This window comes from Pedobacter sp. MR2016-24 (assembly GCF_026239655.1).
Lineage (GTDB): Bacteria > Bacteroidota > Bacteroidia > Sphingobacteriales > Sphingobacteriaceae > Pedobacter.
The window spans coordinates 466,432-489,279 of the sequence record NZ_JAPIVO010000003.1 but is presented as its reverse complement, the minus strand read 5'-3'; the positions used below and the strand labels follow the sequence as shown (position 1 = coordinate 489,279).

25 protein-coding genes are annotated in these 22,848 nt (G+C 42.5%); 9 read left to right on the top strand and 16 right to left on the bottom strand.

Annotation, left to right across the window (positions count from 1 at the left end; translation table 11 throughout):
• Nucleotide 1: 1 nt before the first annotated feature.
• Complete coding sequence (locus OQX62_RS09920; protein ID WP_265831336.1) at nucleotides 2-1,330, bottom strand: TolC family protein; 1,329 nt, start codon at nucleotides 1,328-1,330, stop codon at nucleotides 2-4.
• 180 nt (nucleotides 1,331-1,510) lie between these two features.
• Complete coding sequence (locus tag OQX62_RS09915) at nucleotides 1,511-2,101, bottom strand: DUF6266 family protein (RefSeq protein WP_265831335.1); 591 nt, start codon at nucleotides 2,099-2,101, stop codon at nucleotides 1,511-1,513.
• A 460-nt stretch (nucleotides 2,102-2,561) separates the two neighbouring features.
• Here OQX62_RS09915 and OQX62_RS09910 point away from each other — a divergent pair, with 460 nt between their 5' ends.
• On the top strand, nucleotides 2,562-3,746 hold the full coding sequence (locus tag OQX62_RS09910) for an ATP-binding protein (RefSeq protein WP_265831334.1): 1,185 nt from the start codon (nucleotides 2,562-2,564) through the stop codon (nucleotides 3,744-3,746).
• A 43-nt stretch (nucleotides 3,747-3,789) separates the two neighbouring features.
• Here the strand turns inward: OQX62_RS09910 and OQX62_RS09905 are convergent, their stop codons facing one another.
• On the bottom strand, nucleotides 3,790-4,065 hold the full coding sequence (locus OQX62_RS09905) for a hypothetical protein (protein WP_265831333.1): 276 nt from the start codon (nucleotides 4,063-4,065) through the stop codon (nucleotides 3,790-3,792).
• 191 nt (nucleotides 4,066-4,256) lie between these two features.
• Between OQX62_RS09905 and OQX62_RS09900 the strand changes: the two genes are divergently transcribed.
• From OQX62_RS09900 to OQX62_RS09885, 4 genes are all read left to right on the top strand, one after another.
• Nucleotides 4,257-4,964 (top strand): ABC transporter ATP-binding protein, encoded by a 708-nt coding sequence (locus OQX62_RS09900; RefSeq protein ID WP_265831332.1) that lies wholly within the window; start codon nucleotides 4,257-4,259, stop codon nucleotides 4,962-4,964.
• Nucleotides 4,965-6,365, top strand: a complete 1,401-nt coding sequence (locus OQX62_RS09895) for a DUF3526 domain-containing protein (protein ID WP_265831331.1) — start codon at nucleotides 4,965-4,967, stop codon at nucleotides 6,363-6,365.
• A 30-nt stretch (nucleotides 6,366-6,395) separates the two neighbouring features.
• Nucleotides 6,396-7,859, top strand: coding sequence for an ABC transporter permease subunit (locus tag OQX62_RS09890; protein ID WP_265831330.1), 1,464 nt, complete (start codon nucleotides 6,396-6,398; stop codon nucleotides 7,857-7,859).
• 190 nt (nucleotides 7,860-8,049) lie between these two features.
• A complete protein-coding gene (locus tag OQX62_RS09885) occupies nucleotides 8,050-8,949 on the top strand; it encodes an SDR family oxidoreductase (protein ID WP_265831329.1) in 900 nt (299 codons plus the stop codon).
• 132 nt (nucleotides 8,950-9,081) lie between these two features.
• Here OQX62_RS09885 and nudK read toward each other — a convergent pair whose 3' ends face one another.
• The 7 genes from nudK to OQX62_RS09850 all read right to left on the bottom strand — a co-directional run bounded on the left by nudK (nucleotide 9,082) and on the right by OQX62_RS09850 (nucleotide 13,793).
• On the bottom strand, nucleotides 9,082-9,690 hold the full coding sequence (gene nudK / locus OQX62_RS09880; RefSeq protein WP_265831328.1) for a GDP-mannose pyrophosphatase NudK: 609 nt from the start codon (nucleotides 9,688-9,690) through the stop codon (nucleotides 9,082-9,084).
• Nucleotides 9,680-10,036: a DUF4406 domain-containing protein gene (locus OQX62_RS09875; protein WP_265831327.1), complete on the bottom strand. Its 357-nt coding sequence runs from the start codon at nucleotides 10,034-10,036 to the stop codon at nucleotides 9,680-9,682. Before OQX62_RS09875 ends, nudK begins: the two co-directional genes overlap by 11 nt.
• 149 nt (nucleotides 10,037-10,185) lie before the next feature.
• Nucleotides 10,186-10,755, bottom strand: a complete 570-nt coding sequence (locus OQX62_RS09870) for a Crp/Fnr family transcriptional regulator (RefSeq protein WP_265831326.1) — start codon at nucleotides 10,753-10,755, stop codon at nucleotides 10,186-10,188.
• A gap of 15 nt (nucleotides 10,756-10,770) precedes the next feature.
• Entirely contained in the window at nucleotides 10,771-11,508 is a 738-nt protein-coding gene (locus tag OQX62_RS09865; protein WP_265831325.1) for an SDR family oxidoreductase, read from the bottom strand.
• Nucleotides 11,509-11,638: 130 nt separating this feature from the next.
• Entirely contained in the window at nucleotides 11,639-12,529 is an 891-nt protein-coding gene (locus tag OQX62_RS09860; RefSeq protein ID WP_265831324.1) for a helix-turn-helix domain-containing protein, read from the bottom strand.
• A gap of 39 nt (nucleotides 12,530-12,568) precedes the next feature.
• On the bottom strand, nucleotides 12,569-13,228 hold the full coding sequence (locus tag OQX62_RS09855; RefSeq protein WP_265831322.1) for an HAD family hydrolase: 660 nt from the start codon (nucleotides 13,226-13,228) through the stop codon (nucleotides 12,569-12,571).
• 73 nt (nucleotides 13,229-13,301) lie between these two features.
• Complete coding sequence (locus OQX62_RS09850; RefSeq protein WP_265831321.1) at nucleotides 13,302-13,793, bottom strand: GNAT family N-acetyltransferase; 492 nt, start codon at nucleotides 13,791-13,793, stop codon at nucleotides 13,302-13,304.
• A 167-nt stretch (nucleotides 13,794-13,960) separates the two neighbouring features.
• Here OQX62_RS09850 and OQX62_RS09845 point away from each other — a divergent pair, with 167 nt between their 5' ends.
• A complete protein-coding gene (locus OQX62_RS09845) occupies nucleotides 13,961-15,166 on the top strand; it encodes an AAA family ATPase (RefSeq protein WP_265831320.1) in 1,206 nt (401 codons plus the stop codon).
• Nucleotides 15,167-15,283: 117 nt separating this feature from the next.
• Here OQX62_RS09845 and OQX62_RS09840 read toward each other — a convergent pair whose 3' ends face one another.
• Entirely contained in the window at nucleotides 15,284-15,745 is a 462-nt protein-coding gene (locus tag OQX62_RS09840; protein WP_265831319.1) for a DinB family protein, read from the bottom strand.
• A 97-nt stretch (nucleotides 15,746-15,842) separates the two neighbouring features.
• On the opposite strand from OQX62_RS09840, the gene OQX62_RS09835 reads away from it, so the two are divergent.
• A complete protein-coding gene (locus OQX62_RS09835) occupies nucleotides 15,843-16,712 on the top strand; it encodes an AraC family transcriptional regulator (RefSeq protein ID WP_265831318.1) in 870 nt (289 codons plus the stop codon).
• A 12-nt stretch (nucleotides 16,713-16,724) separates the two neighbouring features.
• Here the strand turns inward: OQX62_RS09835 and OQX62_RS09830 are convergent, their stop codons facing one another.
• The 3 genes from OQX62_RS09830 to OQX62_RS09820 form a co-directional block, all read right to left on the bottom strand.
• A complete protein-coding gene (locus OQX62_RS09830; RefSeq protein WP_265831317.1) occupies nucleotides 16,725-17,660 on the bottom strand; it encodes an NAD-dependent epimerase/dehydratase family protein in 936 nt (311 codons plus the stop codon).
• A gap of 223 nt (nucleotides 17,661-17,883) precedes the next feature.
• Nucleotides 17,884-19,311 carry a class II fumarate hydratase gene (fumC, locus tag OQX62_RS09825; protein WP_265831316.1) on the bottom strand — a complete coding sequence of 476 codons (1,428 nt, stop codon included), beginning with the start codon at nucleotides 19,309-19,311 and terminating at the stop codon, nucleotides 17,884-17,886.
• Between the two features lie 168 nt (nucleotides 19,312-19,479).
• Entirely contained in the window at nucleotides 19,480-20,085 is a 606-nt protein-coding gene (locus OQX62_RS09820; RefSeq protein WP_265831314.1) for a universal stress protein, read from the bottom strand.
• Between the two features lie 163 nt (nucleotides 20,086-20,248).
• Between OQX62_RS09820 and OQX62_RS09815 the strand changes: the two genes are divergently transcribed.
• Both OQX62_RS09815 and OQX62_RS09810 read left to right on the top strand, forming a co-directional pair.
• Nucleotides 20,249-21,040, top strand: coding sequence for a YoaK family protein (locus OQX62_RS09815; protein ID WP_265831313.1), 792 nt, complete (start codon nucleotides 20,249-20,251; stop codon nucleotides 21,038-21,040).
• A gap of 190 nt (nucleotides 21,041-21,230) precedes the next feature.
• Complete coding sequence (locus OQX62_RS09810) at nucleotides 21,231-21,572, top strand: DUF5763 domain-containing protein (protein WP_265831312.1); 342 nt, start codon at nucleotides 21,231-21,233, stop codon at nucleotides 21,570-21,572.
• A gap of 61 nt (nucleotides 21,573-21,633) precedes the next feature.
• Here the strand turns inward: OQX62_RS09810 and OQX62_RS09805 are convergent, their stop codons facing one another.
• On the bottom strand, nucleotides 21,634-22,410 hold the full coding sequence (locus tag OQX62_RS09805) for a PoNe immunity protein domain-containing protein (protein ID WP_265831311.1): 777 nt from the start codon (nucleotides 22,408-22,410) through the stop codon (nucleotides 21,634-21,636).
• A 16-nt stretch (nucleotides 22,411-22,426) separates the two neighbouring features.
• Nucleotides 22,427-22,636 (bottom strand): hypothetical protein, encoded by a 210-nt coding sequence (locus OQX62_RS09800; protein WP_265831310.1) that lies wholly within the window; start codon nucleotides 22,634-22,636, stop codon nucleotides 22,427-22,429.
• Nucleotides 22,637-22,848: the final 212 nt, after the last annotated feature.

The window sequence follows — 22,848 nt, the reverse complement described above, 5'->3', positions numbered from 1 at the left end:
TTTATAAGGTTCCGGTTATTTTTTGAATCTGATAATATTGTAATTGCGCTGCGATGCGGGCAGCAGATAAGTCGAATTTCGACTGCAGCAGCTGCACATCGGCATCAAGGTAATCCGTGATTAAGGAGGTCTGATTCAGGTAGCTGTTTTTAACAATACGCAGGTTTTCTGTGGTCTGAATGATATTCGCTTTAGCTACTTTAATCCGCTCCAGCTCGTGCTGAAATTGTAAATAAGCTTCCCTGAGCCGAACCCGGATCTGATCTGCTGTATGCTCATGCTCAACAGCAGCTATTTTTACCGCCAATGCAGCGCTGTTTACCTGATGTTTGTTTTTAAATAAAGAGGAGATGGGGAAGGAGGCGCGGAGTCCGACTGTGCCCAAACCGTAAAGTGAAAGGACGTAAGGATAAAACCGGCCCTGAGGGTAATTGTAAGCGTAATTCGCAAACAAACCTACGCTCGGTAAGCTATTCGCTTTCACATCCCGCAGCTGCAGCGCGGTGATGTTGCGTTCTTCCTTCGAAATATTAATTTCCGGTGCATGCGTTGCTGCATTGGCGAGCAGGGTTTCATAGGTCAGCACCTGTACTGTATCAGGTAAAAAGGGTTGTGAAGGTTCAATCGGTAATGTTTCCTCCTGGCCCATCAGCAGGTTCATCTTTTGCACCGCCAGGGTATTCTCATTTTTAATCTGATCCACCTGAAGTTGCTGTTTTGATAATTTTAACTCTGCCCTGAGTACATCACTTTTTAAGACCACTCCATTCTGGTAGATCGCTTTAATCTGTACCAGCACTTTGCGCTGCTCCTCAATATCCTGCAGTAGCAGTTCCTGAAATGCCTGTCCTCTCAAAAGATCGAGGTAACAGGCAGTTGCCAGCAGTTTGATTTCTGATGCAGATAAATTGCGTTCCTGTTCCCCGATCTTTACATTGATTTGCTGTGCATTAACTCTTCTGTTCAGCTGTCCGCCGCGATATAAATCAAAATATACAGATGCACCCAGATTGTAGGCCGTGTGTGAAACAGGATATAAAGTAGGGCTATGTAAAATCCCATCCTCAAACTGAGGTAGGTTGCTCAGTTTAGTAAATTCACCATTCAGACTCACATCCGGCAGTCGGGATACCTGCGCATGTTGTAACTGCTCCTTACTTTGGAGCAGTTCCAGTTCCTTCATATTGATCACTTTACTGTTTGCAGCAACTTTTTGCCAGATTTCGGCTAAGCTGAAAGCAGGAGGCGATTGCTGTAAAGACGATTGTGCCCTGCTATGGGCAGACGCAATCGCAAACATCATGACGGTTAAAAAAATGCGCTTATTCATCTATTCTGAATTTGATCACAACATTTCAATAGGAGTGCCGTAGATTAATTTATTTATATTCAGTTGTTTATGTGGTTTTTAGTTTTCGGTCAATTGCGATATATCGTAATTTTAGGTTTCATTCCGTAAACCCCTGCGAAGAACAGCTTAACCGGCAGACCCGCATCTGCCGGCATTTTTTTAGCCGGGTACAGTATGCAGTCCCATATATTTAGTCTTTGATACCCGCTTTCTGTTTGCAGAAAAAACCAGTATATAAACCTGGAGCTCGTTGCCTTTAAAAGATCGGGGCAGCACCACTGTTGCAGTTAAGGCAGTCCTTGCGGCAAGTTCAGTCAGGTATAGAAATCTTCTGATGTTCAGGTTGTAACATACCAGGCAAACCTTATCTGTAGACCTTGTGAATTCCATCGGATGAAGGTCAGCTGCCCAGTTTAATCTGAGTTGGTGCCCTCCCGGTAAAGAGATTTCCGGCGCCTCGACCATTGATATTTCGTTGCTAGCTACCGGGGCGCTGATGATTACATTCGGGTAATCCATCTCATAATCGGGAAATTGCCCCGCCACAGCATTTGCGAGGTGATAGCTCATTGCTAAATTCATCGAAGTGACCCGTTTTTTTCTCGACTTGAAACCGATGTCAATCAAATCCCTTAATGGTCCCAGAAAGACGCTGACCAGGCCAAATTTGCTGCGTTCACTTTTTTGCGGTACTGTGGGTAATGGTTTTTTTGCTCTTAGCGCCATTTTTCCTTGTTTGTAAATTGCCATAGTTGAATTGTTTTTATGGATGCAAATGTAAATTGAAAATCATTAACTGTTTGTATTACAGCTATTAATGTCCGCAACTTACCGCGATTTGTCCGGTCTTGTCCGATCTGTTGATCTGATTTGCCGCTGTCATGAGGTGAGCATCTGATGATGCTCAGGTGGTGTAGTAGTACTGGTTGGATCATCTTCGCTTCTTGTTGGGCGTTTACAGGGCAATTGATCATCATTTACAGGACATCTGCTCGACTCGGAGTCGAGCAAATACGTGGAAAACCCGAGTAAATTCGAATAAAGCACGATCATTTTCAAACCACGACCCGACCACCACTAGTTGATCACAGGATCAGATAATGAAGAATTATTCGTTCATAAAGACTGTTTAAAAGTTTCTTTGAGGCTATTTTATATTTGTACCTTAAAAATAGTTATACTATATTTGAAGTATACATTAAGAATAGTAATGAAATTCTACAATCGAATCATTTATTCTTCTCTGTTTTCACATTTAGAAAAGAGACAAATCACTGTACTGACGGGTATGAGGCGTACAGGTAAAACTACACTAGTTAAGCAGCTACTGAAGGATTCCAAAATTGATCAACAGTTCTATTTTGATTTGGAAAGGATGGATAACCGCGCCCTTTTTTCAGAGGACAATTATGAATCTATAATCTATGCACTGACGCAACGGGGAGCCGACTTCAGTAAAAAGGTTATAATTGGTATTGATGAAATTCAATTGGTTCCTAATCTGCCCAGTGTCTTAAAATATCTTTACGATACGTATGACATTAAGTTTATTGTTACCGGATCCAGCGCATATTATATGAAGAATATGTTTTCTGAATCGCTGGCAGGGCGTAAAAAACTGTTTGAAATTTATCCGCTCAACTTTACCGAATTGTTATCATTTAATGGGGTTTCTGTATCAGACATTCCTCTGGATAGTACGGGAAAGTTTGTGAAAGCAGAATATGAGCGTTTGAAGAGCCATTATGAAACTTATATTAAATATGGAGGATTTCCTGAAGTAGTTTTATCACCCGCTATTGATGATAAAAATGACATGATCCAGGATATTATCAGTTCATATATCAATTTTGATATTTCAATGTTATCTGATATAAGAAATCCGTCAAATCTGTATAAATTAATAAAATTGCTGTCTGTAAGGATTGGTACAAAGCTCGATATCGCAAAACTCACCAGTATCTCAGGAATTTCCCGGCCTACTGTTGAAAATTATCTGGACTTACTGGAGCAAACTTATATGATACGAACTATTCCAGTCTTGTCAGATAGTCCCGACAGGGAGATTACTAAGGCTAAAAAGATATATTTTCTTGATAATGGGATTGCTTCCATCTCAGGGGATGCTGGTAGTGGGGCTATGTTTGAAAATGCTGTATTTAATCAATTGCATCATAAAGGAGCTGTGAGTTATTATCAACTCAAATCTGGAAAGGAAATTGATTTCATTCTTGACAAGCAAGTATGTTATGAAATTAAAGAGACTGCTACAGAAGGAGATCTAAGGAATCTGTTAAGCATGGCACAAAAGCTAAACATTGAAGAATGTCATGTTATTGGCAGGCATCCCGTGAAATTATTTGAAGGATTTATCTGGGGTGGGTTTATTCGTTGATTATCATCAAGAAAGGCTTTCTAAGGTTTTTCGTTTAAATCTCCTAAAAAAACTGCAACATAAAAAACAGGAGAATCGGAAGGAGAATAAGCGACTCTACTTTCCAGATTTTAGTCAGCTCCGTAATCCGCTTGCGTACCATCCGGTCAACAATAGCTGCAATAAGTGCTGCAAAAATCAATAATGCGGGGAATAACCCGGTAACGTTTACGCCAGAGCGACGGACATTATCCGGTTCCGGAGAGAATAAACCCCATAATGCAAGGATTACACAGGCGAGGGCAACAATCATCAGGGGGGTGATTTTCAATCTATTCATTTCCCGAATATCAACATTAGCGCTCTTATTTATAACACTATCTGAAATTTGATTTTTTATCTCCTCTTCATGTTGCTCATTTCACAGCAGTCGTTCGCATAATTTATCAAAGGACCATGGGGTCGCAAGGAAACTCTCCATGAGTTACTCCTTTTAATTATTATCTTCACGCGCATTTTTATACCTACACCATGCTTAAAGCAGAAAATCTAACCAAGAAATTTGGTAACCATACCGCACTCGATCAGCTGAACCTGGAAATAAAAAAAGGAGAAGTGTTTTGCCTTTTAGGTTCAAACGGTGCGGGGAAGTCGACCACCATCAACATCTTTCTTGGCTTTATTCCCGCCAGCAGCGGTTTCGCCTATATTGACGGACAGGAAGTTACGCTGAACAATCATGCCACCAGAGATTTGGTGGCTTATATTCCGGAGGTGGTGAATCTGTATGCAACCCTTTCCGGAATGGAAAACCTGGAGTTTTTCAGCGGCCTTTCAGGCTATACTTATTCCAAAGAAGAGCTGAGCCATTTTATGGAAACCGCAGGTTTGCAACGTTCTGCCATTCACAAACGTGTATCTTCTTATTCCAAAGGGATGCGGCAAAAGGTAGGCATCGCCATTGCACTTGTCAAAAAAGCGAAGGCCTTATTCCTGGATGAACCTACATCAGGCCTGGATCCGCATGCCAGCAGTGAGTTCTCACAGATCATTATGAACCTGAGCGAACAGGGCGTAAGTACGCTGATGGCCACACACGATCTGCTCATGGCCAAAAACCTGGGCACCAGGATCGGCATCATGCACCAGGGCGCATTAAAACATAACTTGTTATCAGATGAAGTTTCCCACGCAGATCTGACGCGCTTATATATTGATATCGTTAAACAAAACGCATAAATGATCAGGCTCATATTCAAAAAAGAACTGAAAGAACTGTTTCGCACAGCTAAGGTGGTCTGGATGCTTGGCGGGATCATCGTATTGTTGCTGCTGGCCCTCTACAACGGCAATTCCTATTACGAAAACCACAGCACCCTGATCAGGGAATCACAAGAGATGACCTATCAGCAGTTTATCTCCCAGGGAGATAAAAATCCGCATTTGGGTGCCCATTTTGGCTTTTATGCCTATAAACCTACAGCCGATATGGCGATGATAGAGAATGGCATTGAGGATTATACCGGTAATTCCTTTTACCTGGAACCGCATAAAAGAGGGGTGGTTAAATTTAAAGAAATCAGCGATGCAACGGGACTGAGAAGTTTTGGCTTCCTCAATATAGGTTACCTTGCGCAGTTTATCCTTCCGTTGTTTATCTTCCTGATCTGCCATAATATTTTCTCCAAAGAATGGGAAAACGGAACCATAAAGATGCTGCTGAGTTCTAAAGCGAGCGCGCGGCAAATTTTTATGGGCAAGTTATTGTCCTGCCTCACGCTGGTGATGGCACTGGTGTTATTTATCGCCCTGTCTTCACTGATTTTATTTGCCAAAGAACATCATACAGCCGGATTGCTGAATCGCGTTTTACCTGCTTTTACCTGTTATCTGCTGGGATTAAGTCTTTTTGCAGCAATGATGACTACCATCGGGGTGAGTGTTTCACTGTTGACCAGGAACGCGAACCTCTCGCTGATTGTGCTTTACGGCTTTTGGCTGATCGGTGTTTTCCTGTTGCCGCGATTAGCGGGTGAGTTATCAAAAAATATCCACCCTGCGATGACGTCCCTGGAATTTGAAAATCAAACTTTCAATGAAAAACAATACGGAGTGGGCAATGAAGGACATAAAGATGTGCGCAGGGAAAAGTTATTGCAACAGACCATGCAGCAATACCAGGTGAAAAGAATTGAAGACCTGCCGGTTTTCTTTATCCCCATCACTATAGAGTTTTTTGAGGAATCGGATGCAGCAGTGATGGACCGGGCCTATAAAGCGGTAGATGATAACGAGGCCAGGCAAGACCGGTTGGTGCTGAGCAGTGCATGGCTCACGCCTTTCCTGGCTTTCCGCGATTTTTCTATGCGGATAACGGCGACAGATATGGATACGCATAACGACTTTACAGCAAAAGCTGAAATCCACCGGCGTAAAATAGGTGTGATTGTGGACGACTACTACCAGAAAAATACAGTCGCCGGCAACGCCTTCTGGAAAACCGTTCCCCAGTTTGCCTATACCGCACCGGGCATTGGCTGGCGTCTATCCCATGCAGCCGGTTCTATCTTTATCCTTTTGGGCTGGACTTTATTTTCCATCGGCCTGATGGTTTACGCTTACCGCAAACTGACGGTCTAATTGTACAAAAGACCGTTTAATCAGCTCATTATGAAAGTCTCCGTTATCCGCATATTACTTAAACACGAGCTCAGGATCCTGTCCCGCAACAAGGTGCTGCTCTCTTTGTCTACCCTGATTATTTTCATTCTCCTTTCTGCCCTTTGGATTGGCAGCAGCATGCTCCGTAAACAAGAGCAGACGATCAGTAAAATACAAAGTTCCGAAAGGGAGATGCTGGACAGTTTAAAAACCAGGATCAGACGTGTGGAAGCCAACCATATGGTCTACCCCGGTTTTATCTGGGATGATCCTACTTTCGCCTATAATACCGCAAGGAACGAAGGACCCAACTATGCCATCAAAAGACCTTTTCCCTTGCAGGCACTCAACGTAGGTCAGAGCGATGTACAGCCTTTTTACTACAAGGTATACCTCAACAAGAAACAATACCTCACCTTTGAATCCGAAATTGAAAACAGCTTTCTCCAGTTCATCGGCAACTTTGATTTCGCTTTTGTGGTGATCTATCTTTTTCCACTGCTGATCATTGTGTTTAGTTATAACGTGCTGTCATCCGAAAAGGAGCAGGGGACCTGGGTGCTTTTGAAAACAAGTAATCAGTCCCTGGCACAAATGATGATCTGCCGCATCGTCATCCGCTATATTCTCTTTACAGGTTTTTTCTGGCTGCTGGTTACGCCCGTTTTAATCGCCTCCATTGGCAGTAATTTCCTTTTCAGCGCCAACTGGCAATGGATAGTGGCCGGGGTATCTTTGTATTTCGCCTTTTGGTTTGCCCTTGCGCTGCTGGTAAATAGTTTCTCGCTGACGTCTAACGTGAATGCCATGGTGCTGATATTTATCTGGCTGTTCACCGGAATTATCATCCCTAACCTGTTGCAGATCGGGTTAAACAAAATTTATCCTATTCCCAGCAGGATTGATATGCTCACCGCAGAAAGGGATGCGATCAATAAATACTTCGAAAAAGATGGTCAGGAGCTCACTAAAAGTGTTTTTAGTAGTCCGAGGACAATGATCAGGCAAGCCTCAATCGTTACTCCTGGCATGGTATACGGTTATGGTGTAATCGTTTATAAAAGTCAGGAGATCAAAGATCAGGCAGCTGCCGTGGCAGAAGAAAAGCTCTATGCGCAGATCAGGAAACAGCAGGAGGGGATCAGGCGATTCCAGCTCCTCAGTCCGGCTCTTATGATGCAGGAAGAACTAGCTGCATTAACCGGTAGTCACTGGTACCAGTTTAACCAGTTCAGTAACGATGCGGCGACCTTCAGGAAAAAAAGCCAGCAATTTTATTATCCTAAAATGGCTTCGGAAAGTACTTACCGCAGTTTTACCCTGAAAGATGCAGATGCGATTCCCCGCTTTCAGCCCAGGGTATATGCCGACTTCTCCTGGATCAATATCAGGCAGAATTTTTGCATTTACCTGGGCATTATTGTGTTCCTCAGTTTCATCGGATACAGGCGGTTACTCGAAGCCAAAAAATAATCCTCCAGTACAATGATCACATAAATCACCAGGAGCAATTATAAAAAAGATTCTTTTTTTTGTAAACAAAGGCATATGTCCCCTGTTAAATACGCAGAGGAACAAAAATGATGAAACTGTTCCCCGCTCATTTCTAGGCCCCGGCCAGGGATAGATTTGAGGATTGAAATTGGTCGATAAAAAACAACATATGTCTGAACAAAATCAAAAACCGCTCGAGAATCCAGCAAATAAATATCCAAAACCACCCTTTGTAAAACAGCCGCAGGAAGTTCCGGGTCTTGCCTCCAAAATGCAGCCTGTACCAGATCATGGTGAGGAAAGTTATAAGGGGTCAGGCCGGTTATCAGGTCGTAAAGCTTTGATTACCGGTGGTGATTCCGGAATTGGTCGCGCTGCTGCCATTGCTTATGCAAGAGAAGGTGCAGACGTGGTCATCAATTATTTACCAGAAGAACAATCTGACGCAGATGAAGTGATTGCACTGATTGAAGCTGCGGGACGTAAGGGATTTGGAATTCCGGGTGATATCAGAACGGAAGCTTTTTGTAAATCTTTGGTAGAACAAGCCGCGGAAAAACTGGGCGGAATAGATATACTCGTTAATAATGCCGGTCACCAGCAAGCGGTTGAATCGCTGCTGGATCTGACTTCGGAGGGTTTCGATACGACGATAAAAACCAATATTTACGCACCTTTCTGGATCACTAAAGCCGCTTTACCACTTCTTCCCGAAGGTGCGGTAATTATTGCGACCAGCTCTGTACAGGCCTATGATCCGTCAGAAAACCTGTTTGATTATGCGCAAACCAAAGCAGCTAATGTTGCCTTTGTAAAATCACTCGCAAAACAGTTAGGCCCTAAAGGGATCCGCGTAAACGGCGTTGCTCCGGGGCCGGTTTGGACTCCTTTACAAACCAGTGGTGGTCAGCCTCAGGATGACATTGTAGAATTTGGTGGAAAAACACCACTTGGTCGCCCGGGACAACCAGCAGAGCTGGCCTCTATCTATGTGCAGCTCGCTGATAGCGATGCCAGTTACGCGACAGGACAAGTTTACGGTGCTGCCGGTGGAAGCGGACATCCATAAGTATGCTCAAACTTAATAAAGCTTTTGATTGCTAATCAATAATAAGCAATCAAAAGCTTTATCAACTTACATCAGGCCCGGTATTTTAACAGATCCCGGGCTTTGTATTTATCTTTAATCTATGTTTGCAGTTTAAGCTTTTAATCGGTGCGTCGGTGCCTTAATCATCTTTCTGATCTGCATATACTGCAATAACATGATCGTTTTGCCATCTTTGATTTCCCCCGTGCTGATCATGTTAAATGCGTCATCCATATCCATCTCCAGTACTTCGATATCTTCATTTTCTTCACTCAGTCCTCCGCCAGCACTTATTTTCATGCCAGGGGAATAAGCCGCAATGAAAAAGTGGACCAGCTCTGTTACGGATCCGGGCGACATATAAGCTTCGAAAATCTGCTCTACATCAGTAATCTTGTAGCCGGTTTCTTCCTCTGTTTCCTTCCTGATGCAGTCTTCAGGATGATCGTCGTCCAGTAAACCTGCACAGGATTCGATCAGCATGCCGCTCTCATTCCCGTTAATAAAAGTTGGTAACCGAAATTGCCGCGTCAGGATTACCTTATTCAGCTCCATATTGTACAATAAAATCGTGGCACCGTTTCCTCTGTCGTACGCCTCCCGGCTCACTCTTTTTACTGCTCCGTCCTGCTGCAGATACTCATAAGTAATCTTACGTAAAGTATACCAGTCGGACGATAAGATTTCAGTAGCAACGATCTTGAATTTACTATTCTGCATCTGGCACCTCATCAATATTGAAATAGATCTTTAATCCTCTTTCGCGACCAATTTTTACATCATTATCCGCTCCCTGCGATGCCCCTTCAATCCGCAATATCGCGTCACATTTCTCCAGCAGCCGGTGTGCACAGGGATACTGAATCTCATTCCAGATCTCATCACCCGTTGAGGCAGAGCCCGCCAGTTTGATCAGTGGTAAAGCCAGCCATTCGCCGATTACCGGGACATGGCCTTTTTTAAACAAAGGAAGGGCAAGCGCTTCAAGATTACTTAAATTCTGCTGCATTAAAACAGGATCGTCATTAGTGCCACTTCGGTAAGGGCCAGCAATTAATATCAACATATCTCTTTTCTTTTTACAAATAGAATAAAAGATAGCCGATAAAAAATTAAGGTACCTTAAGAAATTCGGATTTTTTCATTTAACAAGTCAAATCATTTTGACCTGCCACTATTATTTATGATGATACCAGCCATGATGATATTTTTAAACTATCCTTTTACTTTCCTTAATGTGCTTAAAAATTCCGGTGTGATACCCAGATAGGAAGCAATTTGTTTCTGCGTCACCTGTTTGACGATCTGCGGATACTTCATCAGAAAACTATGGTATCGCTCTTCCGCCGTCAGCGAAAGATTTTCCATTACCCTTAACTGCTCACGCGTATAAGCATTTTGCATCAGGATTCTGAAAAACTTCTCGAACTTCGGTACCGTTTCCAGCAAACGATCAAAATTGTCCCTGCTCAGTTGAAACACAGTACTCTGTTCGATAGTTTCGATATGCATCATCGCCGGTTTTTTATTCAGATAACAATACATATCCGTTATCCACCAGTCGGCGATGGCAAACATAATGGTAGACTCCTTACCATCTTTGTCTATAAAATACGAACGTAACGCCCCTGAATCTACATAACTCAGGTACCTGCAATCCTGATTGGCCTCCAGCAGCAATGTCTTTTTAGCCAGATTTTTAGAAGTCACCAGTGAAGTCAACAAAACTGTTTCTTCTTCAGTGAGACTGATATGTTTCGCAATATTGGTAAGGAGCCTATCCATGATTTGTTTATGTTGTTACCAGGGACTAATTCCTGTTTCCGGCGAATTGTCATCACTAAAAAACTGTCCAGTTAAGCCGTCTTCGCCTAAGACCGCTGCTTTGACTACCCTTGCTGCAGCATCTTCTACAGTGCCCGGTCCGCTGTGGTGGTTAAAATCTGTCGCCGTATAACCCGGATCTACCGCATTTACCTTAAAGGCTGTATCCCGCAAATCATGCGCAAGTATAATCGTATACCCATTCAGGGCGGCTTTGGAAGTCACATAAGCAGTTGATTTCACTGCATAATATTTCCATGAAGGATCACTATGCAGGGTAAGCGAACCTAAACCTGAAGTCACGTTTACAATCCTGGGTGCCGGTGCTGCTTTCATCAGGTCTATAAATGCCTGTGTTACTGCGATGACCCCGAAAAAATTGGTATCAAATACCTCTTTCAATACTTTGATATCCGCTGTTAAAGGGTTTTGCTCCATACCGCCTAAAATTCCGGCGTTGTTGATCAGCACATCCAATACTGCTGTTTTTTCACCCAATACCTGTCTCGCTGCCTCGATTGATTCCTGGCTGTTAACGTCGATTGCTAAAGGTTCTACATTGTTGAGGCCTTCCGACAGCAATTGGTTCACCGCTTCCTGTCCTTTGTGGATGTCTCTGCATCCCAGGTATACATAATATCCCTGTTGTAATAATTGTCTTGCTGTTTCGAAGCCAATGCTTTTGTTGGCTCCTGTGATCAATACTGTTTTCATGTCTTTAATTTAGGTAATGAAGCCTGCATGCGATCAATGTATATTTGAAAAGGTGACCTAATGCAGGATTCTTTTGTATGATACAAATCTACATGCAGCAGCAGCTCCCGGTGTAACACTTCCAATGGTATTAATGGTACATTTCACGGATGTTGGCCCGATACTCTGCAGGCGTTACACCAGTTTCGCGCTTGAAAAAGCGGTTAAAGTAAGAAGCATCCGTAAAACCCAGGTCGAACGCAATTTCTTTCAATGCGTTATTCGTATGACAAAGCAGTCGCTGGGCCTCCAGTGTTAACCGTTCATGAATATGTTTAATAGCCGGTTTACCACTTTGTATTTTCACTACTTCACTCATATGACCCGCAGAAATGTTTAACAAAGCAGCATAGTCGCCCACTTCGTGCAGTTCCTGAAAACACGCGTTAATCTTTGCCTGGAAGCTTCTCAGCAGCATTTTATCCGCAGAATTGGTCGTTTCTCTGTATTGCTCCATATACAGGCGACTCAGATAGGTAACCAGCAGGGTGAAGTAAGCACCCAACATCCGTTGCTGCCATTCACCCGGTGTGATGTATTCTGCGTTCAGCTTTGCAATCATATCTTCCACAAAGGCCAGGTCGGCCGTGCTCAGTAACAATTCAAAACCATTTTGCGGATTTTCGATTAGCGGGAGTTTACTTAAAGAATCGTTTCCCTGGAAAGACAGGAATTCCTTCGTAAAAGCAATGCCTGTACTCCACATCTTTTTATGTCCTTCCTTTACGATCACCCGGTTTGGTCCTACAAAGTAAACCGTATTGTCTTTGATGACATGACGGGTCATATCCACCCACTGACTACTGTCCGCATGCCTGATCAAAGCAATCAGGTAATGATCTTTTCTGTGTGGAATCAGTAAATCAGCATGATCAGGTAAAACCCCGTCAAAATTATACATGCGGAAATGTTTATTACCCGTTAATTCATCAGGTTCAAGCGAATAAAGCGGCACTTGCGGATTCGGAGTCAGTACTTGCATGAACTAAAGGTATTAATAAGACTGCATTCACACGCTGCCTTAAGCATTAATTTTTAAAGATGCTGTCACGAGCTTCTTCAGTTCTTTAAATGATGATATGGTAAACATTGGCTTTCCGGGTACTTTTTTATCCTCTGCATTTATCCTTAACACGGTGATCATTCCCAGTTCATTTCCGGCATTGATTTCAGCATCAGGATTATCACCAACAATCCAAACCTGGTCAGGTGTTAACTGGTATTTTTTCGCTATACGCGAGAAGATTTCCTTTTTACCCGGTCTGTCAGCTGCATAGAGATCATCAATGATTATTTCATCAAAATCACCCTCAATTTCCAGCGCGTCCAGTTTAGCCTGTTGGAGTTTGATTACGCCACTCGTCACCAAAACTTTAATTCCCGGAATTGTTTTAATGAAGTCGTAATCCTCATACGTTTTCAATTGAAAACTATAATCCATTGTCGTCAGCAGCTCTTTCGCCACCTGGTCCATTTTCTTACTGAAGCCATACTTGTCTGAGAGCACATCTATCGCCAGGTACTTCATTTCTGCAAAAGCCTTATCCAGCTCCGCATCCTTTATTTTACCCTTATTTGCTTTTCTGAGCGCCTCAAACAGCGGATCAAAGGTAGAGTCGGGTACTGCACTTGCCGGCAGAATGGTTTCATCAAGGTCATATATAATCGCTATGTTATTCATCAGCATGTTATTAGGTTTCAATTGTTCCAGAGATGAAATAACTATTTAAGGAGCAAATTGTTCTGAGGCAATGTCAGTTTAATTCGTATTCAATTTCATTGTCATCCAGATCAGCAACTTTCACAAAGTTTAGCCTTTCAAACAATTTAATCGCCTTATGATTGTCTTTACCTGTTGCCGCCCAGATACGCTTCAGGTTCATATTTTTCAGGCCGAAGTCGATAGCCAGTAACATTGCGGCGGTCATATATCCATGTCCATAATATTGAGGTAATAATACACAGCCCAGTTCACCACTTTTTTGTTCAAAGCCCCGGTAATAACCGCAGGTGCCTACAATCTTATTTGTTAGCTGATCTCTAATGCCCCAGTGAATGGAATTGCCGGCCAGATAATCCTGATTGATTTTGTCCTGCATAGCTGTTGCTTCCGCAACACTTTTAGCGGGAACAGCATCATAAAAGGAAATTTCAATCAGCTCCTCTATATCTTCAGCTAAAATCTGATGTAAAGCTATTTTGCCGTCGCTCAGCGCTGGGAAATTATCATATGGGGGTAGAAGCATGATGACTGATGTTTTGATAAATGTATAAAAAAAGTTCTATTTTAAATATCAATTCTTTCGCTGTTTAATGCTGATTTTTGTCAACGCGCTGTTGCGTGAACCAAAGGGATAATTATTATTCTTATTCTGCGGAATTTTGTATGTTTGGGATTAATATCTAAACAAATATGTTTCTTCAATTCAAGGTCAGTAATTTTAGGTCGATTGGAGAGGAGCAGGTGCTTAGCCTGCTGCCCGAAGCTAATCAGGAAGAATTCCAGGAAAATATTCTAGCACATGACGGTTATTCCGCGCTCAAAATGGCCGCCCTGTACGGTGCCAATGGAAGCGGTAAAAGCAACGTACTGAAGGCAATAGGTGAATTTATATCTATGGTTAAGGATACAGCACATGCTGTCTTCTCAGATACGCTTGAGTTTGACCCTTTTTTGTTACGGGAAGGCTGGGAAGAGAAACCGACTGAATTTGAAATGATGTTTTCTTTACAAGAGCACCGTTACCGTTATGGATTCAGTTTCAATGCAACTCATATATTAAAAGAATATCTTTTTCGCCAAACCAGGGGAGGTGAAGTCGGGGTATTCGAAAGGGAAGGGGATACCATTAATGCCGGTTCAAGTTTGAAAGCAACCGCAAAGATGATCAGTTCTGCCATCAAAAAAACAAAGAGCAATTCGCTGTTTCTTGGCAATTTGTACCTGCTTAAAGTAGCAGAAGCAAATGTGATTTTTGAATTCTTTAACCGCAATATTATGATTGACGGGCTGAAGAGCTTTAATTTTGGTGAGCTGGAGAGCATATGCGAAAGTTCTGAAGTGAAGATCCAGGTTTCGCAGCACCTGAAGCGTCTGAAAGCAGGATTATTAAATGTAGAAGCGCAGGTTTATGGAGCAGTGGCTACACACAAATTCTATGATAAGGAGGGCAATGCCACTGAAAAGACCGTGAGCTGGGATTTTTTCGAAAGGGAGTCAAGTGGCGCAAACGAAGTCTTAGAGTTTAGTGTACCCATTAATGTAATTCTGCAATTAGGCGGTGTGCTGATTATTGATGAACTGGAGGCTAAATTACACCCGCTGATCACTCTGGATACAATCAATCTGTTCCTGAATAAAGAAACAAATCCCAATAACGCGCAGCTGATCTTCTCTACCCATGATACCAATTTACTGAGTTATGCCCGGCTGAGAAGAGATCAGATTTATTTTGTGGAGAAGAACAGCTGGGAGTCTACGGAGATTTATTCCCTCGCAGATGTAAACTCCGTAAATGATCATGAAAGTGCTAAGTCTACCGAAACTCAGGATATGGAAAAAGAGAAACGTTATTTTGAAGGTAGATATGGTGCGATACCTGTTTTTGATTTTAGATAGAGGGAGCATGAAACAATAATATACATGCGTGAGCCGATTAGAATTCCTAATCGGCTCATAATTTGCCATTATTTGAGCCGATTAGTTAAATTAATCGGCTCATGATCTAAACTGATACTATTTCGTAAGCCTCTTCAACATCGTGATCTGCCCCAGATGGTAATGAATATGTTCCACAGTACCCTGTAAATTCTTATAGGCGGAAGAATAACCCGGCAGGATGGGATTGCTCAGATCTTCCGGATCATATGCCCTTATAGCCGAAGCCAGCTCATGAGCAGATTTGATATTATCTTCCTGTAATGCTGTCCATTCCTGTTCGGTCGTAATTGCCGGCACATCAAATCCATTGCTGTCAGGAATTTCTACCGCTATACCTGCTATCCGCTGAATCATCACCCTGTTCCAATAACTGAGGTGATGTAATATGGCAGCAATGGTATTCTGCGATGCAGCTGTCACAGTTGTAGCCGCGCTTAGCGAGACATCCTGTAAGGTTTCTTTGATGGAATTGCTGGTCCAGTTTCCGCCCTCATGTGCTTCAATCACATGTTGCGCAATTAATGATTTAATGTCCATAATCTTTAAAGCTTAGCCTGTAAATAACGCCTGTCTAAAGCCAAAAGTTTTAAGATTTTATAGTAAGGGAATTCTTCCTTTGTTATCTTAGCTTAAGATGGAAAAGGACCTGAACGGAACGCTGTATGAGTGCTGTGACAAGCTGAAAGGAATTGTCAGGCACTTCTATCATATCTTTAGCGGAGCGGAACTGGTGCCGGTCATCAAACATTTGTCGCCCACCCTCGAAATCATGATGGTATTCAATTTCGGCGATCCCGTGGAGGTATCTTTTGGTGATGATCCGCTGAATGGGGAGTTTATCCATCGGATGGCTATTATTGGTCCCTTGCGTAAAATGATGAATTATCGGCTAAGCCCGGGATCTGATGCGCTGGTGGTCAATTTTGAGCTGGACGGTTACTATCGATTTATTAAAACTTCTTTGGCGAGTGTTACAGGCAATTTTTTTCATAACCTGGAGGAATTGCAACTGCCTGTTGCGGCTGACCTTGATGAGCTTTGGCAGCAATTAGCAGGTATGCCTGATGTACATGACCGGTTGAACCTGCTGAGTGATTTCATCATTTCCCATGCGGCTGAAAGCGAAGAAGCTGCAAGTTCGCTGGTAGCAGGGGAAGCTTATTTCTTCGATCCTTTGGTCAATCCCGTAAAAGCGTTGGCTTCAGATACCGACTTAACAGAACGAAGTATCCAGCTGCGCTTCCAGAAATATGTAGGTTATTCCCCAAAGGAACTGATTCGCTTTCTGCGTTTCAAAAACATGATCAATCATATGCTGCGGCTGGCTCCCGGGAAGATTGACGTGTTTGCAATCATCATTCAATTCAATTACCACGACCAGAGTCATCTGATCAAGGATTTCAATTTTTATTTGGGTACCACACCGCTGAAATTCATTAATAATTTAAAAGGCCGGCAATTTTGTTTGTCCGGCCAGGATAAAGCGGTGGCTGATCATCGTTGAGCTGAAATTAGCCTATGTTTTTTTCAGGAACCATTCTGCTGTTTTTTTAACCGCTTCTTCATATGGCGTAGGTGTAAAACCAAAAGTATCCTCGAATTTGGATGAGTTGAATCTGAAAGCAAACTCATCCTGGTAATTCATTTCATATACTTCTTTCATGAAAGGGTTAAACCAGCCTATCATCTTCAGCATCCATTTAGGTAATACAGTTACTTTATCAGACGCATGCATGTATTTTGCGGCCAGCCTGACAAATTCCCTGCCCGTTAATGCAGGACGTACTGAAGGCAGGTGCCATATTTCACCCAGCGCTTTATCGTCCGTTGCCAGTATATACAATGCCTGTGCAGCATCAGGAGTGTAGTTATAGGAACGCGGCACGTCTGCATTAATGAACCATTGCGCCCGCTTGCCCTTTTTCATATTCTCAAAAACCAATATTGCTGCTGCACTTTTTTCCGTTACTCCCGGTCCGTAGAAGTCGACCGCCCGGGCTATGGTAGCCTTAATACTTCCGTTGGCCATTTCACGTTCCAGCATTCTCGCTACTTCAGCCCTCACCATACCCTTTTTACTCGAAGGCTGGTAAGGTGTTGCTTCCGTCATCTCGCCTTTTACCCTGCCATACATGTAAACGCCATCAAAAAACACCAGTTTCGCACCGGCCTTTTTACAAGCTCTTATCGTATGATCCATGATGACAGGCCAGTCTTTTTTCCAGAGTGCAGCATTGTAGGTAATGCCAATCAGTAAGTAGACTACTGAGGAGCCAGCCACTGCTTTTTCCAGCTGATCATAATTGAAGACATCCGCCTGCACTGCTTCAACCCCTTCCTGTGCTTTTGCAGATCTGGAGATGACACGGATGCTTTCATTGTGGGCTTTTAACACCGGGATAAGTTCTGTTGCGATGGTGCCGTTGGCACCTAAGATTGTATGTAATTTCATCTTTAAATTTTGAGTGATTTGTTTAATTTCAATACTCAAAAGTAAAACGATCAGGAAGTGGAAAATTGTAAGAAAACGAAACCTGAGCGATTCATGTCGTTGCTTGTTCAGGAGTCCGACTACTACATTCCCCGCACGATAGTTGCATCTCGGCCATAGACGTTTCCCTTTCAAAGGGATAAGAACCTGCTATTCGCATAAACAAGTTCTTATCTGAATGTAATTACAAGCCTGTCATCTCTTCCGGGCGTACCCACAAATCGAAATCTTCATTGTTGAGTAAACCCAGGCCAATTGCAGCTTCGCGCAGTGTGAGGTTTTCTTTTAATGCCTTCTTTGCAATTTTCGCTGAATTCTCATATCCTATATGGGGATTCAATGCAGTCACCAACATTAAGGAATCTTCCAGGTGTTTTTTTATCCCATCATAATTTGGTTCAATGCCTGCCGCACAATGCTTGTTAAACGATGCACAGGAATCGCCTATCAGCCTGGCCGACTGCAGGAAGTTGGCGGCCATGACTGGCTTAAAGACATTCAGCTGGAATTGTCCGCTTGAGCCACCAACACTTATGGCTACATCATTTCCCATTACCTGGGCTGCAACCATCGTCACTGCCTCATTTTGTGTAGGATTGACTTTTCCAGGCATGATAGAGGATCCCGGTTCATTTTCTGGCAGGTGTATTTCCCCAATACCACAACGGGGGCCTGAGGCCAGCATCCTGATATCATTGGCAATCTTCATCAATGAAACTGCGATCTGTTTCAATGCACCATGACTTTCTACAATAGCATCATGTGCAGCTAAAGCCTCAAATTTATTGTCGGCCGTGCGAAAGGGAAGTCCGGTAAACTGCGCTATATATTGCGCTACCTTAACATCATATCCTTTTGGCGCATTCATACCTGTACCCACTGCTGTGCCACCAAGGGCCAGTTCAGACAGGTGATCCAGTGTATTCCTTAGTGCTTTCAATCCATGATCCAGCTGAGAAACGTATCCCGACAGTTCCTGACCAAGAGTAAGCGGTGTAGCATCCATTAAATGCGTACGACCAATCTTTACAATGGGCATAAATTCTACTGATTTTGCCATTAGCGTATCCCTTAAAGCTTCTATTCCGGGAATAGTAACGTCCGTCAGCATTTGATACGCAGCAATATGCATCGCTGTAGGAAATGTGTCGTTGGAGGACTGCGATTTGTTTACATCGTCATTGGGGTGGATCGCGGTTTTGCCATCACCAAGCTGATGGCCCTGCAGTACATGCACACGGTTAGCAATCACTTCATTGAGATTCATATTTGACTGCGTACCTGAACCTGTTTGCCAGATCACCAATGGAAATTCATCTGCCAGCTCGCCGCTGATGATTTCATCACAAACACGGGCAATCAGGTCCCGCTTTGTTTCATCCAAAACGGAAAAGTCTGTATTGGCAAATGCTGCAGCTTTTTTCAGATAAGCAAATGCAATAATGATCTCTCCCGGCATAGAGGCTTTGGGGCCTATCTCGAAATTAGTACGTGAACGCTCTGTCTGTGCGCCCCAGTATTTGCCTGCGGGTACCTGTACCTCGCCCATTGTATCTTTTTCAATTCTGTATGTTAATTTGTTAACGCCGCTTAATGGGTTGATGTCGTACATGATAGGAGATTTAATAGTTTGATATGCATATAATGCTATGCTGTATCAAAGATGGGACTATTAAATTTTCATAAGTGGTTATAAATCACCAGAATTAATGATACTCGTCATGCATATTTGTATGTGATGGACCGTCAGACTTCCTGAATGCAGCTCTGCCAACATTCCTTAATTGACAACAGGGATAATGACTACCGCTTTTTTTGAGTGCCTTACCAAATCCTCTGCTACACTTCCTATCAGAAGATGCGGCAGTCCTTTTCTCCCATGCGTACCCATAACAATAACGTCTGCTCCCCATTCTTCAGCTACCCGGAGAATTGCTTTGGAAGGTGTACCCACTTCTACAAAGCTACTAAAAGGCGTATTTTTAAACACCTTCTCCATTACATTCCCCTGACTTTTGTTGAGATTATGTTCCATCATGTCTTCCCGTTCCCTGATCGTCGCCTCATCTTCATCAGGATAACTTTCAGGATCTATTACACTGATTAAAGCTATTTCCGAATTGAATTGTTTTGCCAGTTGCAGACCGTTATGCGCGACTATTTCCGAGCTTGGATTGCTGTCAATTGCGATTAAGATTTTATGAAATCCCATAGAGGTGACTTTACTGATCACATCTCCAGTTTCCTCCTGCGTTTCGAGTACCCAACCCAGCGCTGCTGTTTTAGCCGAAAGTTCAGGATAATCCTCCCGGTCTATGCCCTGTGCAGACTGCATGATGTTTTTTAGTCTTTCCAATTCCTTTCTGACCTCTTCTATTTTCTTCATAGCTAAAGTTATTCATAATCAAATATTTACACGTGACTTCTATCAGCCCATATAATGATGAAGATCATTTCTGATGACATGATAAAGGCAGACCTTTGCTGAGTCCGTACCAATCTGGATAACGCTCATTTAAATACATCATCAGCGGTTTAAAGGAGTTGGAATGGATGCTGTATTTCTGCTACTGATCTACAGCATCACATCGAAACAATTACTAAAAATGTTAAGACATTCAGGTACCAGGCGCAGTGCCGTACATAATCTTAGATTAGCAACATTGCTTGGTTTAACAGCCGGCATGGTAAACGCAGAAGGTTTTCTTGGCTTTTCCATATTAACCACTAATGTTACCGGCCATGCCGCATTATTTGCAGAAAAGATCTCTTTGCAGGATTGGCATAGTTCAATAGCTGTTGCGTTGTGGATGTTGCTGTTTTTTGCGGGCGCTTTTCTGACCAGTCTGATTCTTTCCGTAACAGGTAATAACCGACGCTTTTCATATTTTATTCCCATCATCATTGAAATCTCTATTCTGCTTTTTTCAGCACTTTGTGGCAGCAAATATGATGGAGGCTTCGCTTCACAGGGCCTGTTTGCAGGAAGTTTGCTCTTTGCCATGGGGATCCAGAATGCGTTGGTTTCCATGGTTTCAGGATCTGTAGTAAGAACTACGCATCTCACCGGCACATTTACTGATTTGGGCATTGAGCTGGCACAGCTGATCGGTGCCGAGGAAGAAAAGCGTGTGGTGATTAAATCTAAAATTAAGCTTCATACAGTGATTATATTTTTCTTTATGACCGGTGCCGTATCCGGAGCATATCTATTTCATCATATCGGTTTCCGTTCTTTTTATGCGCCTGTATTTATCCTATGCTTTGCTCTTTTATATGATTTGCTGAGGATTAAAGTGGAACGATACTACCACGTAAAAACTCATACTATCCGACATTGACCATAATCAGCCTGAATTGGGATTTTCAGATAGCATACACGAATTTGATAAGCATTAATGATGGCATCTTTATGTAATGATGCAAATTAAGGTACAATACATTTATCATTTGATATAAAATGATATATTTGATCATGCTGATATCCGATTCTATATCAGGCTATTGATTTAATCCTGACGCATCTCTGTTATGAAAAACCTGCTATTCATCGTGTTCACTTCCATTCTTCTTTTTACCGGGCATGCTACGGAATTGCGGCCAGAGAAAACAAACAAGCATATCGCTACTTGTTACGGAAACAGTACTTGTTATGCTTGTAAAAATTGCAAGTACTGTGCGCATTGCAATTCTGGTGGAGGCACCTGCGGTGTTTGTTCTTCATCACCCGCTACGAACAATAAGAAACCGATAGTGAAATCAAGCAGCACGACTTCCAGATCAAGTTCACAGTGTCAGGGAACCACTAAAAAAGGAGCAAGGTGTAAAAGAATGGTTAGAGGAGGAGGTTATTGTTATCAGCATTCCAGCTGATCCTAGGCAGCATTTAACCTAATTCTATATCCATTTCCTTCATTTCTATGGCAAGCATCAGCTACTCGTTGAAATTCCAGTGAACCATATCATAAGGATAGTTTGGATGATCTTTAAACGAGGTATCATCCAGTTTCATGATTTTAGTTATGGCGGCTGCTTCCCAACTCCAATAACCTTTATACACAAGTTCTTTTTTGTGATTATCATACCAGGGATCATTTCTGTGGAGTGCATACCAATTGTCCAGATAGCTTTGCATTGCCAATTCCGCATCTTTCTTGGTCATCTTTGTTATATCTAATAGCGGCTGATAAAGTTTAGGCCAGCGAACTCTCTCAGTTGTACTGCCATTTCCATTTTTGGCAGCAATGATATACCAAAGGATTGCATCCGGATGCCATTGTTCATCATCAGACCCCTTATCAGTATTCTTTACATATTCAACTACACCATCGAAATATGAATCCGGAGCTTTTAGCAGATACCCAAGTGATACCATATCGAGCATGTCTGAATAAGCAGCGCTGCTATCCCATCCATATTTATACCATTTAGCTGCTTCTTTGTACAAGAGATTGCATTCAGAGATACTATTTCCAATAGAATAATTGATGTAAATCATATCAAGAATCATCATTGCTACACTCCAATGATTAAAGGGCTCGATAGTTTTATCTTGAACAAGTTTTTCATTGCTTGTCAGTATCAACTGTTTTGTTGCTTCTTTTTGCTTTAGCGTTGCCTCAAAATGTCGAATGTTTTTAAATTCCGCACGTTGCTTTTTGGTATCTAAGCTTTTACTGCTTGTTCCAAAAATTCTGTCCATTAGTCCCATCGTATGTTTGTATTAATTAAAATAAATCTGCTATAGCACCACCTATACTGCTACCTGCGATTCCGCCAATTACCCCTCCAAGCAGTCCACCCACAACTCCTTCGCCAACAGCTTCCTGTGTTTTTTCGCCAAATTCCCCTTCTTCCTGATAGGCATTGTAAATATTTGCAGCCTCCATTGCTATACCAACAACTATTAAGCCCTTTCCTACCACTTTACCAGTCACCCTTAGGGCGCTAGATCTAGAAAATGCTTGACTAGTCTGGAATAATTTATTGTTTGCTGCATTGGCTAATTTACTGTTTCTGATTGTTTGATAGAAATTTGATTGTGCAAGGGCATTTACGTATTTTGAATTTTGTATTGATGAGCGGATACCATTTATGAAATCGGAGGTACGTCCTATCTTTATTGCTAGTGATTCACGCTGTCCGCTCG